At 37.9% G+C, this 16,329-nt stretch carries 13 protein-coding genes; 5 read left to right on the top strand and 8 right to left on the bottom strand.

Features of this window, described 5'->3' with window-relative positions; all coding sequences use genetic code 11:
* Nucleotides 1–104: 104 nt before the first annotated feature.
* The 4 genes from FHT21_RS17055 to FHT21_RS17040 all read right to left on the bottom strand — a co-directional run bounded on the left by FHT21_RS17055 (nt 105) and on the right by FHT21_RS17040 (nt 6,097).
* Entirely contained in the window at nt 105–998 is an 894-nt protein-coding gene (locus tag FHT21_RS17055; RefSeq protein ID WP_223833454.1) for a hypothetical protein, read from the bottom strand.
* Between the two features lie 319 nt (nt 999–1,317).
* Nucleotides 1,318–2,184 (bottom strand): phosphodiester glycosidase family protein, encoded by an 867-nt coding sequence (locus FHT21_RS17050; RefSeq protein ID WP_167295966.1) that lies wholly within the window; start codon nt 2,182–2,184, stop codon nt 1,318–1,320.
* 215 nt (nt 2,185–2,399) lie between these two features.
* Entirely contained in the window at nt 2,400–4,916 is a 2,517-nt protein-coding gene (locus FHT21_RS17045) for a zinc-dependent metalloprotease (protein WP_167295965.1), read from the bottom strand.
* Nucleotides 4,917–5,008: 92 nt separating this feature from the next.
* On the bottom strand, nt 5,009–6,097 hold the full coding sequence (locus FHT21_RS17040) for an aspartyl protease family protein (protein ID WP_167295964.1): 1,089 nt from the start codon (nt 6,095–6,097) through the stop codon (nt 5,009–5,011).
* Nucleotides 6,098–6,306: 209 nt separating this feature from the next.
* On the opposite strand from FHT21_RS17040, the gene FHT21_RS17035 reads away from it, so the two are divergent.
* The 4 genes from FHT21_RS17035 to FHT21_RS17020 are packed head-to-tail and all read left to right on the top strand — an operon-like array spanning nt 6,307 to nt 10,277.
* Nucleotides 6,307–7,635: a D-alanyl-D-alanine carboxypeptidase gene (locus FHT21_RS17035; protein WP_167295963.1), complete on the top strand. Its 1,329-nt coding sequence runs from the start codon at nt 6,307–6,309 to the stop codon at nt 7,633–7,635.
* A 30-nt stretch (nt 7,636–7,665) separates the two neighbouring features.
* Nucleotides 7,666–8,691, top strand: coding sequence for a glycosyl hydrolase family 18 protein (locus FHT21_RS17030; RefSeq protein ID WP_167295962.1), 1,026 nt, complete (start codon nt 7,666–7,668; stop codon nt 8,689–8,691).
* Complete coding sequence (locus tag FHT21_RS17025) at nt 8,633–9,739, top strand: aminotransferase class I/II-fold pyridoxal phosphate-dependent enzyme (protein ID WP_243854040.1); 1,107 nt, start codon at nt 8,633–8,635, stop codon at nt 9,737–9,739. The genes FHT21_RS17030 and FHT21_RS17025 overlap by 59 nt, the downstream gene beginning before the upstream one ends.
* 37 nt (nt 9,740–9,776) lie before the next feature.
* Nucleotides 9,777–10,277: a phosphoglycerate mutase family protein gene (locus FHT21_RS17020; RefSeq protein WP_167295961.1), complete on the top strand. Its 501-nt coding sequence runs from the start codon at nt 9,777–9,779 to the stop codon at nt 10,275–10,277.
* 455 nt (nt 10,278–10,732) lie between these two features.
* Here FHT21_RS17020 and FHT21_RS17015 read toward each other — a convergent pair whose 3' ends face one another.
* The 4 genes from FHT21_RS17015 to FHT21_RS17000 all read right to left on the bottom strand — a co-directional run bounded on the left by FHT21_RS17015 (nt 10,733) and on the right by FHT21_RS17000 (nt 14,920).
* On the bottom strand, nt 10,733–11,416 hold the full coding sequence (locus tag FHT21_RS17015; RefSeq protein ID WP_167295960.1) for a M15 family metallopeptidase: 684 nt from the start codon (nt 11,414–11,416) through the stop codon (nt 10,733–10,735).
* Nucleotides 11,417–11,471: 55 nt separating this feature from the next.
* A complete protein-coding gene (locus FHT21_RS17010) occupies nt 11,472–12,698 on the bottom strand; it encodes an alanine dehydrogenase (RefSeq protein ID WP_167295959.1) in 1,227 nt (408 codons plus the stop codon).
* Between the two features lie 73 nt (nt 12,699–12,771).
* A complete protein-coding gene (gene tsaE / locus FHT21_RS17005; protein ID WP_167295958.1) occupies nt 12,772–13,188 on the bottom strand; it encodes a tRNA (adenosine(37)-N6)-threonylcarbamoyltransferase complex ATPase subunit type 1 TsaE in 417 nt (138 codons plus the stop codon).
* A 178-nt stretch (nt 13,189–13,366) separates the two neighbouring features.
* Nucleotides 13,367–14,920 (bottom strand): PglZ domain-containing protein, encoded by a 1,554-nt coding sequence (locus tag FHT21_RS17000; RefSeq protein WP_167295957.1) that lies wholly within the window; start codon nt 14,918–14,920, stop codon nt 13,367–13,369.
* Between the two features lie 111 nt (nt 14,921–15,031).
* Here FHT21_RS17000 and FHT21_RS16995 point away from each other — a divergent pair, with 111 nt between their 5' ends.
* On the top strand, nt 15,032–16,255 hold the full coding sequence (locus tag FHT21_RS16995; RefSeq protein WP_167295956.1) for an HD domain-containing protein: 1,224 nt from the start codon (nt 15,032–15,034) through the stop codon (nt 16,253–16,255).
* Nucleotides 16,256–16,329: the final 74 nt, after the last annotated feature.

The following is a 16,329-nucleotide window of genomic DNA, read 5'->3' as shown; positions in this document are numbered from 1 at the left end:
TGTATTAAATATTAAAATTAAGTATGCAAGGTAAGTTTTAATTTTTAAAATCAAAATAAATTTTAACATTTTTTTAACGTTAAAATTTTGTAAATAGCAGATTACTAAGGCTTTTTAATTGCCTTCCCAATTATTGTCAGGGTAATTTCGCTATTGTGCGGAATCCCTAATGTCGTTCCAGGAGCTACATCAAAAAGGTTTCTAACATAGATATCAGCAATTCCCTGAGCCACCTTTTTTTTAGCTTCAGCATTCTCAGGAAGCACGTTATAAACCGTTTTTACGTGTATCCCTCCCTGAAAATCGACAACCGCCGCAACCTGGTAAGCAAAATCTTTATAAGCCCGGTCTATCCTGATAATATACTGTGGAAACATATAATCATAAGCCTCGGTTCTGTTATTTGTCCGGTCTACCGTACTGATTTTTTCGACCCTTGCAATTTTGCTCTTAGGAATAAACTGAACTGGGTTTGTAGCGGCAAAAGCACTATCGCTATTGAGGTTAACCTTGGCCGAACGTTTTTCGATAAAAGCGGTATCGGCTTTGGTGGGTTTTTGCAGATCGGCAGCCTTGGCTTTCAATTTATTTTTAATGTAATCCTGTGCATAAAAGGTCATGTTTACATCCGAGCGTATATCGGCGGCAATTACCTTTCCGTCTACCTGTATACGTTGAAAAACCAGACTATCTTTACTGATGTGCTTTACCTTAAAAAATTCTGCAGCGAAATTATATACGTTTCCATGATCATATTGCATGTAAAACTTCTGCATCTTCTTTTTCTGCGGGCTCCAGGCCATCATGGTGTCTTCTTTAGCCACTTCAATAATCCAAGATGGTTTTTGCATAAAACCTTCCGCATTAAAAGAAAGTCCATTTTTAAAGCGTCGTTTTACCTCTTGATAGCGAATGCCTTTTACAGGCTCGAAAGTAAAATCACGTAACGTTGGATCGCTGGTTTTAGAGCCAAACTTACACGACGAAAGCCACAGCATAAAAAAGAAAAAGTATAAGGTGTTTTTAAACATTGCAATAAAAAATATGCCCCTAAAATAAGTAATTATCTAAAAAGGCCTTTAAGTTTTAAGTAAAATGCGCCCGAACTGCCATAATTTAAACTTGCAGGGTATTTTCCAATAAAAGTTTCCTGCCTTACGCAACGATCAATCATGAGGGTCATGAAAGCTTCCGCTACAAGGAGCAACCTTTCATGAGTATCATGAAAACCCGCTGCAGTGTGCAGCACCAAATCATGAGGGTCATGAAAGTTCGCCGCGCACTGCAGCAGCAAATCATTTAAACCAAGCGCAACGCTTATTTTTTCTTCACCAATATTACATTGGCTATCTTGCGTTGCCCCTCGTGATCCCACTTTTTATTATCGGTAGGATAATTAATTACGCCATTACCGCCCATGCCATTTACCCATAGCGTAGTTGAACCACCACCATCAAAGTTAATGGCACTGGCACAGCCTAACCAACGCATTAATTTGGTTAGTTCGAACAAACTCATGCCTGCAGAGTTTTCGTTCCTTCCATCAACGGTTAATAAAATCACGCGCCCGTTTGGTTTTATGCCCAGGCAGGTACGCGGATGGCGTAAGCGGCTAAAACCGGCAGTATCCAACGTTTCATCAACATGGTTCAAAATTAATAAAGGGCCGTTTAACAAAACATTTTCAGCGGTCAGTTTGGTTTCCCAATCGGTTGTTCCATCCCACTTTTTGATCGAAATTTTTCCCTTCTCAATTACAACCGCAGCTTCCTGATGCCTTGCCCGATTTCCATTCTTATCCAAACGGTTAGTATTAATGGTTTTTCCATTAACGCGAACAAAATCTACCGAACCTCCGTTTTTCACATCGAAAAAATTGCCATTTATTGCAGCAATTGCTGTATCGCGTAACCCGAAATTACTGGTAGTAATCAGTTCTTTCGCTTCTGCACCAATAGCAAAAACGGCCTTTCGACCGGTATTTTTTATTTCTAAAAATGAAATATTTTCATTTGCAGCGAAAAGATTTTTCTGATCAAAGTGATGCTGAAATAAAACCACCTGCCTGGCAATTCTATTTTTATGCCATTTGGTTTTTACGATGGTTAATGAATCTATACTTTGGCCAAAAGCAGATAAACCGTATGTGAATAAGGTAGCGACAAACAATAATCTTTTAAACATAATGGCTGTTTTAATCATAAAATTAGAAAACTGCTGCGTGTTTAGCTTAAAGCATCAAGAATTATACAAACGTAGTCAATAAAAAACCCCGCAGGTTTTCAAAACCTGCGGGGTTGCTAGCGCGAGCGATCAATTGGATGATCCACACTGTTTTTTAATTTTGAATGATTGAATGGGTGTATCGCTATTCAATCATTCTCTAATTCGCTCACTAATTATTTCTTCGGATCTAAAATATCTTTAATTCTGATGTTTAAATCTTCGTAATGCGCTTTGGTAATGGCATCGCCTGCTGCTGCCCTGGCTTTTGTAGTAGCTAATAAGGTTTTCAGCTCTGCTCTAACCAATGGCCTGATATCAGATAAACCAACATTAATTGGTGTTAAACCATAACTTGCTGCATAATCTGCAGGAAATCCAACCGGAAGTTCGTTTTCTTTAGTCATTAGATCCTGTAAACGGTCTACATAAGCGCGTTGTAAATTACGTTTAAATGCATCTGCTCTTCCTGCAACAAAAACCGATGACCTTAAATCAGTAAATAACTCGGGCAAAGTATATGCTTTTGCTGTGCCGTTTTTTGTTTCGTTATCTAACAAACGTGCAATACGGGATGCCGATAATAGGTTCCCCAAAGTATTTGTTTGAACACCTTTAATCCGGTTTAAAAGCACTCCGTTATCGAATTTACTTAGTTGATCGTTACTGATTAACCAAAGTGGCGTAGTAAATAATTGTTGATTGAAGAAAGCAACAGCTTCTTTTTGTTTCGCCTTAGGCAAATAAGCGTAAACTGGTCCTTTTTGATCGTAGGTTTTAAAATTTTCGCTTAATCCACCAACGTTTGTGGCCACATGCCCCATATAACGGTTAAACTGGCCAACAATTTCGGTGTAGATTTCTTTTAAATCGCTGTAATCTTTTCCTTTTTGATAAGTCCATTTTTCTACGTTTGGAAGGATACGTTTTAAATTAGCAATACCATAAGTACTTGCTTTCATCGCATTGTCGCCTAAATCTTCGCTCTGCAAACGAGGATCTAATGATGTTCCCTGACGGCCATAGAAATATAAAGGATTACCCGCATTTTTTAATGTCCACTGATCTAAAATCTCTTTTTCCTGTTCTGCAGTTTTATTTCCAGGAATCCAAGAATATCCCCATTTCACTACCCATTTATCGTATTCTCCAATTTGCGGGTGAAGCTTGGTTACCCCATCGCCAGGTTGAGCGATGTAGTTAAAACGGGCATAATCCATAATAGATGGTGCGGTACCATGTTTATCTGTAAACGCTTTTGAACGTAACGAATCAACCGGATAAGCATAGCTTGAGCCAAAATTATGCGGTAAGCCTAAAGTATGGCCAATTTCGTGTGAAGAAACAAAACGGATCAATTCGCCCATTTGTGCATCGGTAAATTTAGCTTTACGCACTTCAGGATTAATGGCTGCTGTTTGTACAAAATACCAGTTACGCAATAGATTCATTACATTATGGTACCAGCCAATATGCGTTTCTAAAATTTGTCCGGTACGGGGATCGCTGATATGCGGGCCGTAAGCATTTGCAATATCTGAAGCAAAATAACGAACAACCGAATATCTAGAATCTTCTACACTAAACTGAGGATCTTGTTGTGGTGTTGGCGCTTCTTTACCTATAATGGCATTTTTAAAACCAGCAGCTTCGAACGCTACCTGCCAATCGTTAATTCCCTGAATCAAAAACGGCACCCATTTTTTTGGTGTCGCAGGGTCGATATAAATTACAATAGGTTTAACCGGTTCTACTAATTCGCCACGTTTATAGGCATTTGTATCTTTCGGAACTAAATTCCAGCGGTGAATATAGGCTGTACGCTCTGCCTTTTGTGCATTGCTTCCATAATCGATTTGAGATTGACCAAAAAAACCAACTCTGCTATCCATTATTCTGGCTTTTACAGGAGTTTTTGGCAATAATAACATCGACGTATTGAATTCGAAAGTAACCGCTCCATTACTATTATCTGTTGGAGATTCTGCTGCACGGTAGGTTTTAGCCGTTTTTACTTCAACATTAATAGGGAAAGTTTTTACCGTATCGATATAAGAACGTGTTGCATCGTACATGGTAACTTTATAGGCTTTACGGATTTGATCGGTAGCGCCGATTGCCATTACATCGCCATTATAAAAATCGGTAACATCAATCACAACCCCTGTTGTATCTTTATTATAAGCCTTAATTTCAAAGCTGGCTAAAATCTGTGCAAGATTGGAGTTTTGTACCGATTCGTACATATCGCTGTTCGGATCGGCCTTAGTTGAATAACTTGGTACGCGGATGTAAACCTGCTTGCCTCTGCGTTCCCATTTCCAAACCTGTTCGTTTAATTCTTCACCACCATACTGCTGGTTGCCAACTTTTACGCCCGCGGGTACTTTTGCCAGTCGCGTAACCACAAGCATTTCGCGGTTAATCATCGAATCTGGTATTTCAAAATACCATTTATCGTCTACTTTGTGTGTTTTGAATAAGCCGTTTGTTGTTCTGGCTTTTGCGGTAATTACTTCAGAGAATGGTTTAATTCCTTCTTTTTTGGGTGCTGCTGCCGGGGCTGAAGTTGGAGCTGCAGGAGTAGCCCCTTTTGTTGTTTTAGATTTTTTCTGGGCATATGCCGAACCTGATCCAGCTACACCAAGTGCTACGATACCTGCGAGGGCAAGTACCTTAAAGTTTTTCTTCATGTGTATATAAAAGTTAGTTTGCTTGGCAATAAGAGGTTAAAGTTAAAGGCTTGTTACAGCACAATTCATTTGTAACTGGAAAATTACGCTTATTAGATCCTCTTTTCAAGGCGTACCACTTTAAAATAGACTTGATTATCCCTAAAAATTTCAAAGATTATATTTCTATCTGCTTTCGATTTAAACATCTCGGTGAGGTCGTTTAAAGAATAGGCATCGATGTTTTTAAAGTTTACGGCAATAATTTCATCATCAGGGCACAAACCTGCTTTTTCTGCCGGGCTATTTTCATCTATTTCTCCAATCATAACTCTTTTATACTCTTTCTGATCGAGATAAATCACCATCCCCACCATATCGTGTTCGAAAGGGGTTTTACTTAATCCATTGGGTTTAACATAAATAAAGCCATCCTGGTAGTTAAACTGGATATTAAATTTCCGAAGTAAATCGGCACCTAAATTACCGTTCCGTTTTGATAAATCGATCTTATCTGCAATACTCTTAAAATTAGGGAATCCGGCAACAACGTCTTTAAAAATATAACCTCCAACATTAAGTTTATCTACACGCCCAATATACCCTTTAATCTGCCCGCTAAGACTCATTCCTAAATTAGCTTTGATTTTTTTTTCTGGCAGTGGGAATTCGGTTCCTCTTAACATTTCGAGCGACAAAGCGTGACTGGCTCCGGTATCCATTAAAAATCGTGCTTCAATGGGTTTGCTGCCAGGAACATCAACCGTAGCTGAAATATATGGTTTCTGGTTCTCTATTTCAATGGGTATTTTTTTCCCGCGGTATTTAACCATAGCGTCGTGATCGTAAATAATCAGCCTATTTTCACTATACCTTATATCAACAATAAAGCTGTTAAAAAAGCTAAAACCCAATAAGCCATAAATTTTCAGCCCTAAATGCCCCGACAGGTTAAAGAGATCTTCTTTTAAGATTGCCGTAGGTATATGTTCAATGCTTGCACTACCTACTTTAACATCGAGGCTTTGAGAAACATAAGCCTCGACGGTTTCGATGCCCAGGCCAGAGACCGTAATTTTACGGAGCATGCTAAAATTCAACGAATCGATAATAGATGGATCTGTAATAATCATGGGCCCAACTCCGGTGTCAAGAACAAAATCATATGGCCCTTTTCCATTTACATATACCGGAATAACCATTAGGTTTTTGATACACTTAAAAGGAATAGACTGTTTTTGGCGATTCCTTTTAAAAAGGAACTCTTGCCCAAACCCAGAAAAAGCAAGAAATATAAATCCCATGCAAATTGTCAGTTTACGTAAACAGATTATTACACCGGGGTTATACTTGGTTAACATTAAACTAAATTTAATAAATTAGTTGATAATTATGTCCCTAAATTTAGAACATGTTTCCCTTAAAAAATCATAATTTTATTTTTCTCGCATTTGTACTATCTATTTGTTTATTAATAAGTTGCTCAACCAATAAAATCATTTCAAAAAAAGTAGCTAAAGAATTTAAAAATTCGCAGGTGATTAAGCAATATCAGGTTGGCTTTGCGCTATATAACCCGACAGATAAAAAAATGATCTTTCAGAAAGATGCCGATAAGTATTTTACCCCTGCATCTAATACCAAACTTTATACTTTTTTTGCGAGCTTAAAAATGCTGCCAGATTTAATGCCTGCTTTAAGGTATATTGAGCGGAATGATTCATTGATTTTTTGGGGAACCGGAGATCCGGCTTTTTTACAATTTGCAGTAAAAGACAAATCGGCTTACAACTTTCTCCTCTCATCAAACAAAAAGCTGTTCTTTTCTGCAGGGCGATATTCGGGCAATTTCTTTGGCGATGGCTGGTCGTGGGATGATTACGATTATTATTATCAGCCAGAAATTACCGAAATGCCAATTATGGATAACATGGTTACTTCCACTTACGCCGGTTTAAATAAAATTAATATTGAACCAAAGGTTTTTGCCCCCTGTTTCGAAATAGATTCTACAAAGAAAACGGGCGGCTTTCAGGTAAGCAGAGATTTTTTAAGCAACCGCTTTCATTATCCGGCAGTTGCGGTAAAGCCAGGCTACAATCAGCAAAACCCATATAAAACCAGTGCACAGGTTACCGTCGAAATATTAACAGATACTTTACACAAACCTGTTGGCATAATAAATCTAAAAATACCATCAGATGCTAAGACATTACCTGGTGCAAAGCGCGATTCGGTTTTAAAGCATATGATGCTGCCCAGCGACAATTTTATTGCCGAGCATTTGTTGTTGGTTTGCTCCAACCAGATTGGCGATACACTAAGTACAACAAAAGCGATTGATTACATTACGAAAAATTACCTTTCTTTTCTACCTGATAAAGTAAAATGGGTTGACGGATCTGGCTTGTCCCGTCAGAATTTATTTACTCCCCGTGATAATGTATACCTCCTTGATTCTATTTACAGATTGGTAAACAACCCGGAAAAGCTTTTTAATCTATTACCTGCAGGTGGTAAAAGTGGCACTTTAAAAAATGCCTACCCCAAAACCGACAAACCTTTTGTTTTCGGAAAAACAGGTTCGCTAGGGGGGGTTCATAATCAAAGTGGATATGTACGCACAAAAAAGGGTAAAACATATATTTATTCTTTCATGAACAACAGCTTTATAAAACCAACTGCCGAGGTACGTGCAGAAATGGTGAGGATAATCACTTATATACACGATAATTTTTAAACGTATGCGGCATTAAAAAACACCTAACCTATGAAAAAAATCTACCTATTGATTGGCATTTCTACCCTGCTTATCATATCATCTTGTAAGAAAAACGATCCCATAACAGTTCCTACTGAACCTCCTATGCCTACTACGCCATATGTGCCCGACAACAGTTTTAAAGTTATAAGCTATTTTCCCAGTTACCGTGATCCTGCCGGTGTTGCAGACTCGAAATTCAAAATGATTACACACCTCTTTTATGCCTTTCTAAATCCCAATACAGATGGAAGTTTAGTGGCATTAGCACAACCTGGCCGATTTACAACCCTAATGCAAAAAGCGAGGGCAAATGGCGTAAAAACAGGTATTTCGATATCTGGCACGAAAAGTATTTTTGTAACCATGGCAGCATCTGCAACAGCCAGAAACCTGTTTGTAAAAAATGTACTAACTTTTGTTAAAACAAATAATCTTGATGGCGTAGATATGGACTGGGAATATCCAAGTACCAGCGACGGATCGGCAGACAATTATGTGTTGTTAATGAAGGAACTTTCTGATTCGCTGCACAAACACCATAAATTTTTAAGCGCAGCTATAACCCCGGGTGTATACGCAGGCAGTATTCGTGATGGATTAAAATCAGAAGTTTTCCCTGCTGTAGATTTCTTTAATATTATGGTTTATGATGGCATTGGTTGGGATAAAAATGAGCCTTTTCAACATGCATCGTACAATATGGCCGTTGCCAGTTTAAATTATTGGTTAGGCACGCGCGGTATGCCAAAGGAAAAAGCCGTTTTAGGCATCCCGGCTTATGGTAAAAACGCCAATAATTCGGCGAAGGCTTATCGCGATTTTGTAACCGCGGGTGCTGATGTAAGTTTAGATAATGCATTAATTGATGGCGTTCAATTTTACTTTAATGGAACAGTAACAACCAGGAAAAAAGCTAAACTGGCTAAAGATATGGCAAATGGAATCATGTTCTGGGAATTTTACCATGATGACAATGGCGATAAATCTATCATCCGTGCTGCAAATGATGAGCTTGGCAGAAACTACAATTAATATGAAGCTTAACTTTAAATCGATTGATCAACCCTTTTCTAACAAAATAAATATTGAGGGAAGCACCTATTTATATTTTGGGGGAACAGCCTATTTGGGCATTCCTCAAGATCAGGATTTCATTAATCTATATATCGAAGGGATTAAAAAATTCGGGTTAAACAACGGAACAAGTCGCACCAACAACATCCAATTAGGTATTTACGATGATGCCGAAAAAGTAGCAGCAGCTCGGTATGGAGCAGAAGCGGCCCTGATTACTTCGAGCGGCTATTTAGCTGCGCAGCTTACTGTTAAAGCTTTAGACAGATTGGGCAAAGTAATTTATGCTCCTACAGCACATCCATCCCTCTGGCTAGCAGAAAATCAAACCAGAAATTTAATACCGTTTAAAGCATGGGAACGGGAAACCATTGAAAGGATAAATGCATCCGAAGAAAAAACCTGGGTTTTGATCAGCAATTCGATGAACAATCTTATACCCGAAATTTATAATTTCGACTTTGTAAAAGAAATCAGCAGGGATAAAAATATAATCCTTGTTGTTGATGATTCGCATGGAATAGGCGTAAACAACAATGGCATGGGAGCCATTATTAATCTTCCCAAACAAGAAAACATCGAAAATGTGGTGCTTGCTTCTATGGCAAAAGCCTTAGGCGTAGATGCTGGTATTGTTTTGGCTTCAAATAAAATTATCCATCTGCTTAAAAACACAAATACTTTTATTGGTGCCTCCCCATCAACTGCAGCTGGCCTTTATGCGTTTATGCATGCAGAAGAAATATATAGCAAAGCTTTAAATAAACTAAAGGAAAATATGTTGATGTTTGAAACGGCATTAGATCTTTCCTGGAAATACGAATGGGGTTTTCCTGTTTATCTGCTGGGTGATGTAAATTTCTCACAACATCTTTTACAAAAGCAGGTCCTGATTTCGTCTTTTCCTTATCCGAATCCTACCGACGAAACCTTAAACCGTATAGTGCTTTCTGCCTGGCATGAAAAAGAAGATATTGAAAAATTAATCGCCGCTATAAATTTTTAACCTTTTCTTATCCAATTAATTTTCGAATATTTATGACATGAAAAAACTGTTCGTATTACTTTCGTTAACGCTACTCTTTGCCAATATAGTTTTTGCACAAACCACTAGTGTTTGGATTGTTAGACATGCAGAGAAAGATAAATCGAACCCACAGGATACCAACCCCAACCTTTCTGATGAAGGAAGAATTCGTGCAGGAGATTTAGCAACCTACCTAAAAAAGGTAAAGTTTGATGTTGCTTTTGCCACTCCAACAAAAAGAACACATCAAACATTAGATTCATTGGTGATTCCGAAGGTGATTGATTATAAAGACATCAAATCACTTGTAGATAGTATTAAAACCAATTATGTCGGCAAAACCGTTATTGTAGCGGGCCATTCTAACACCGTGCTGGAGATTATTGAAGCCCTTGGTGGCAAAAAGCCTAAAGATGAATTAACTGATGATGATTACGATTATATTTTTGAGCTATCAGTAAAGGAAGATAAGGCCAGGGTAAAAATGGAACAATACGGGAGGCCGCATCATTTGTAGTTTGTAATGTCAGGTGTTACCAACTGACAATTGTTAAACTAAATATCAACAGATGGCAACATCTTACACTACGGATATATAGCCTAATAAAAATAATTGGCCTCAGGTTAATAGGAAATGATTGGTTCTGCGCATTTGGCTTTTTCAGCCCCGCTTTTGGTTCGAGCTCCGATGAAGGATCGGAAGCTCTTCCCGACAATCGGGTTTATTTAACTCAGGTCGGTGCACTGAAAACAAACTGTTGTTAACTAAACCAGACAGGAGCGAGCACGAGTGCAACGAAGTAAAGCGGATGGCAGGACTACAGCATCCATGAAATGCTGCCCCTTCATTTCCTAAAAACTAGAATGATTTATACCAACAACCTGAACTCAACGATTTGCTCTTTGCAATAACTAATGATCAAGATATGCATCACACCCAATGGACTTATTGACGAATGAACCAATAAACCCCTAAAGCTTCTCGAAGGGAATATCCATTAAATCGTACTTTTTCCACCCCGAGAAATCGTAGTGCCACCATTCATTTTCTAGCACATTCATCTGATACTTACCCATTATAGCGATCAGAAAATCGCGGTTTTTTTTTGCCTCTGGCGATACATTTTTGTATTTCGCCGCGGCCGCAGCCAAAAAACTATCGTAAGGAGTTGGCATTGTTATTTCTTTGCCCGTTTTCAGATCAATCAAGGTTAAATCTACCGCACAGCCCCTGTTATGCTTAGACCCTTTCGATGGGTTAGCTACAAAATTTTTATCACTGGCTTTTTTATAAAATTCAACAGTAACAGCATAAGGCCGATAACCATCAAATATTTTTAAACCATAGCCTTTTTTATTTAATTCCTTTTGAATTTTTTTTAACGATTCTACTACTGGCTTTCGGGCAAAAGCCCTTGCCTGTTTATACATCACCTGCTGCATAAAATTATTATTGGTAGCATAGCGGATATCTAATTTGATATTGGGAATGGCTTTTTTAATTTCAACCAATTCGTTATTCGGATCTGTTTTTACTGATGCCAGATATTGATTATAGGAACCCACCACCACCAGTTTTTTTATCGTGGAAGGCTTATTTTGAGAAAAACCCGAAAGAGAGATAATGAGAAAAAATATCAATAAATTGAATTTCATAAACGTCTATATTTAGATTGCTTCGTCGTTCCTCCTCGCAATGACGGATTATGCCCTACTGATTCGAAACGACCAATAATTCAAGATCCTTAAATGGCAGATTAAACATATCGGCCAGATCTTTATTGGTACAGTTACCTTGATAAATATAAAGTGCTTCACGAATGCCCGGATTATTCCAAACCATATTCATTAAACCTCCGAATTCACCGATATCCAATAAAATTGGAGCAAAAATGTTCGTCAAAGCGTAAGATGCTGTTCTTGGCACACGCGAAGCAATATTTGGCACACAATAGTGGATTACATCGTATTTTCTGAATACGGGATTGGTATGATTGGTCACCTCAGAAGTTTCAAAACAGCCCCCTTGATCAATGCTTACATCAATTACCACTGAGTGTGGTTTCATCCGGGCAACCGTTTCTTCCATTACTATGCATGGACTACGCCCGTGGGTAGCCCTAATAGCGCCTATTACGACATCGCAGGTTACAATGGCTTTATTTAAAACAATAGGTTGCATTACCGAGGTAAACACCCTACTGCCCAAATTATTCTGCAAGCGGCGTAAGCGGTAAATAGAACTATCGAAAACTTTAACCTCGGCACCCAGCGCCAAAGCTGTTCGCGCAGCATATTCGCCTACTGTTCCAGCACCCAAAATAACGATTTCTGTTGGTGGAACACCAGTAAAGCCTCCTAACATTAATCCCTTACCACCTGTTACATTGCTCAAATATTCTGCAGCAATTAAAATAGAGGTCGATCCTACTATTTCACTCATGGCACGTACCACGCTAAGTACATTACCTTCGTCGCGAAGATTCTCAAAACATAACGCATTAATTTTTTTATGCATCAATGCTTTTAGATAATCCTGCTTTAGCGTTCCGGTCTGTAAAGAAGAAATAAGCGTTTGCCCTTTATGCATCAAATCAATCTCTTCCAGCGTTGGTGGTGCAATTTTTACCAGGATATCTGCTTCGAAAACCTCTTTTTTGTTATAGGTTATTTTAGCACCTTGTTCGGCATATTCTGTATCGGTAAAATTTGCTCCCGTGCCGGCACCACTTTCCAGTACTACGCGGTGACCATTGTTTACCAACAAGGCAACAGAAAGCGGTGTTAAGGCAATTCTATTTTCCTGGAAAGAAATTTCCTTGGGTATTCCTATGTATAGGCTGTTTTTTTTATTTCTGGTTTCTAACTTTGCCTCTTGGGTTTGTAATAAACCCTGACGAGCTATATCGGCCATTCCTTCGCGTAATCCTGTAGCCATGTTGAATTAAAATTTTGATAGTTTTAGGTTGTTCAAGGTAAGGAAAATCTGTTAATTTATTGATAACTAATTGTTATACCTTGGAAAATCTGAATAATCTGCGGTTTTCATCCAACACATTAATCTCAATTTTAATAAGTTTTTCGGGTAACAATTCTTCCACTCGCTCTGGCCATTCTATTAAACAAACACCACCACCATAAAAATACTCTTCATAACCCAAATCATAAGCTTCGTGAATATCCTTTATTCTATAAAAATCGAAATGGAACACCGGACCATTAGGACTTTCATATTCATTAACGATAGAATAAGTGGGACTCGAAACCACATCATCAACACCTAAATGTTTACAGAATTTTTTAATGAAGGTTGTTTTTCCTGCGCCCATATCACCCTCAAAAATGAAGACTTTTTGGCCACCGGCAAAGTCTGAAAGCTGTTGTGCTACAGAAGGTAAATCGGCTAAACTGTTAACTTCGATATCCATTTTAAAAAAATAAAGGCAAAAGTAATACATAATTGCATTGCTTTTGCCTGATTATTTTGCGATTTGTGAGTCTGAACCTGCCGAAGACCTTACCATCGTGACAGATCCTGAAATAAACTCAGGAGGACGTCTTATTAAAAACGACTGGGCTCAAATCTAATATCTCAATTCTCTTTTGTTACCTCGGTGAATATGTTACCACTGGAATAATCATTTCTTCTAATGATATTCCCCCATGCTGGAAGGTTTCGTTATAATAATTCACAAACTGATTGTAGTTGTTTGGGTAAACGAAATAACTATCCTCTCTTGCAAAGATATAACTGCTGCTGATGTTGATTTTAGGCAGCAAAGCATCATGAGGGTTTTTAATCAGAAACACATCTTTTGCATTAAAATTAAGGTTTCTACCTTGTTTGTATCTTAAATTGGTGTTTGTGCTCCTATCGCCAATTACTTTAACCGGTTTCTTCACACGGATGGTCCCATGATCAGTTGTAATAATCACTTTTACCTTTTTCTGAGAGATTTTTTTCAGTAAGTCCCAAAGCGGCGAATGCTCAAACCAAGATAAAGTTAACGAACGGTAAGCAGCATCATCATTAGCCAACTCGCGGATCATCTGCATATCCGTGCGGGCATGGCTTAACATATCAACAAAATTGAATACAATCGCATTGAAATCGTTCTGTAACAAATTATTCGTCTGGTCTACCAAATCCTTTCCTTGTTCGAAAGTTAAGATTTTGTTATAGCTGAACTTACAATCTTTTCTGATGTTACGTTTAATATTATCGGTCAAAAAAGCCTCTTCGTGCATATTTTTCCCACCTTCATCATCATCGTTCTGCCAAAGCTGTGGGAAACGTTTCTCCATATCTAAAGGCATCATTCCCGAAAAAATGGCGTTACGGGCATATTGTGTGGCCGTGGGTAAAATACTGGTGTACATATCCTCCTCATCAATTCTGAAATATTCAGAAATTAAGGGATTGATGATTTTCCACTGATCGTACCTTAAATTATCAATAAGGATAAAAAAGACAGGTGTTGTCTCGTTAATATGTGGAAAAGCCTTTTTCTTTAACAACTCGTTGGAAAGCAACGGGGCTTTATCTTTTTCTTTAATCCACCCTAAATAATGTTCTTCAACAAATTTAGAAAACTGCGTATTGGCTTCTTGTTTTTGCATGGTTAAAATTTCATGCATCTGCGGATCGTCTAATTTTTCTAACTCAAGCTCCCAAAAAACGATCTTTTTATAGACATCAACCCACTCCTCATAATTCAGCCTATCTCCTAAGGTCATGCCTAAACGGCGAAAATCCTGTTGATAAGCCATAGAAGTTTTCTCGCTCACCAGGCGTTTGTTATCAATCAGTTTTTTAATGGTTAGCAAAACCTGTTTCGGGTTTACTGGTTTAATGAGGTAATCGTCAATCTTGCTGCCAATGGCATCCTCCATCAAATTTTCTTCTTCGCTTTTGGTGATCAGCACAACAGGAACATCTGGATTAAGGTTTTTAATGGCAGATAGTGTTTCGATCCCACTCATGCCTGGCATATTTTCATCCAAAAAAACCAGATCAAAATGGGCTTTTCCAAATGCTTCCAGCGCATCGTTTCCATTGGTAAATGTGGTTACATTATAACCTTTATCATTTAGTAATAATATATGAGGTTTTAATAAGTCGATTTCATCATCGGCCCATAATATTTTAGTTTCTTGCATGTTATTGTAAAAATAGGTAAGTATTGCCTTTTAATTTTGGCAGGTAAATCAAACTGTAAATAAAAATAGCAATTTTTGTACCGTATCTATCTATTTAACTATTTTTAACGATTGAACAAGAAGAAAATAATAAATGACCCGGTATACGGTTTCATCAGCATTCCGTCCGAATTAGTTTACGATGTGATCTCACATCCTTATTTCCAGCGTTTGCGTTACATCAAACAGCTTGGGATGACTCATTTGGTTTATCCTGGTGCTTTACATACACGTTTCCACCATGCATTAGGTGCCATGCATTTAATGAGTTTGGCCATCAATCTTTTAAGGAGTAAAGGTCATACCATAACCGATGGCGAAGAAGAATCCGCCATTTTGGCCATTTTATTGCACGATATCGGCCATGGTCCTTTTTCGCATGCGTTAGAACATTCTTTGGTAAGTGAAATTAGGCATGAAGATATTTCGGCAAAACTGATGCACGATCTGAATGCACATTTCGATGGACGTTTAACCCATGCCATTGAGATTTTTAACGGCACCTACCCTAAAAAATTTCTGCATCAATTGATTTCTGGTCAGTTAGATCTCGATAGAATGGATTATTTAAACCGCGATAGCTTTTTTACGGGTGTTAGCGAAGGCGTAATTAGTTTCGATCGGATTATTAAGATGTTTAACGTTTACGATGATGATCTGGTAATTGAGGAGAAGGGTATTTATTCTATTGAGAAATTTTTAATTGCCCGGAGACTAATGTACTGGCAGGTTTATTTGCACAAAACTGTTATTTCTGGCGAGATGATTTTGGTAAAATTATTAGAGCGTGCAAAAGAATTATCGGCTGCTGGAGCCGATTTATTTGCTTCACCATCATTAAATTATTTTTTGAAAAACGATATTAATGAGGGTAATTTCTTTTATCAGCACGAAAATCTCGAGCATTTTACCAACCTCGACGATCAGGATATTTATGCAGCCGTTAAGGTTTGGACCAAACATGATGATAAAATTTTGTCTACTTTATGTAAAATGCTTACTTCCAGAAATCTCTATAAAGTAGAAATGGGTAACGAAATGGCTAATCGCGACCGTGTAAACTTTTTGCAGGATGCCGCTGTTAATTTATTAGAAATCAAACCGGAAGAGGCCCGATATTTCGTTTTTACCGATTCTATTCAAAACCGCGCCTATAATGCAGGTGTTGGAAATATTAAGATTTTGATGAAAAATAACGATATTGTTGATATTGCAAAGGCCTCTGATTTGTCTAATCTGGAGTCGCTGCAAAAAACTGTAGAAAAATATATCCTCTGTTACCCCAGAGGGATTTAAGGTTATTTAACAAAATATTTAACTTTTGGTGCCGTTTTAAGTCTTATTATTGTGTAAAATATACACCCTTTAAC

This window comes from Pedobacter sp. SG908, from assembly GCF_011759615.1.
GTDB classification, from domain to species: domain Bacteria; phylum Bacteroidota; class Bacteroidia; order Sphingobacteriales; family Sphingobacteriaceae; genus Pedobacter; species Pedobacter riviphilus.
The sequence above is the reverse complement of the archived record's forward strand: the minus strand, read 5'-3'. Positions and strand labels throughout refer to the sequence as shown.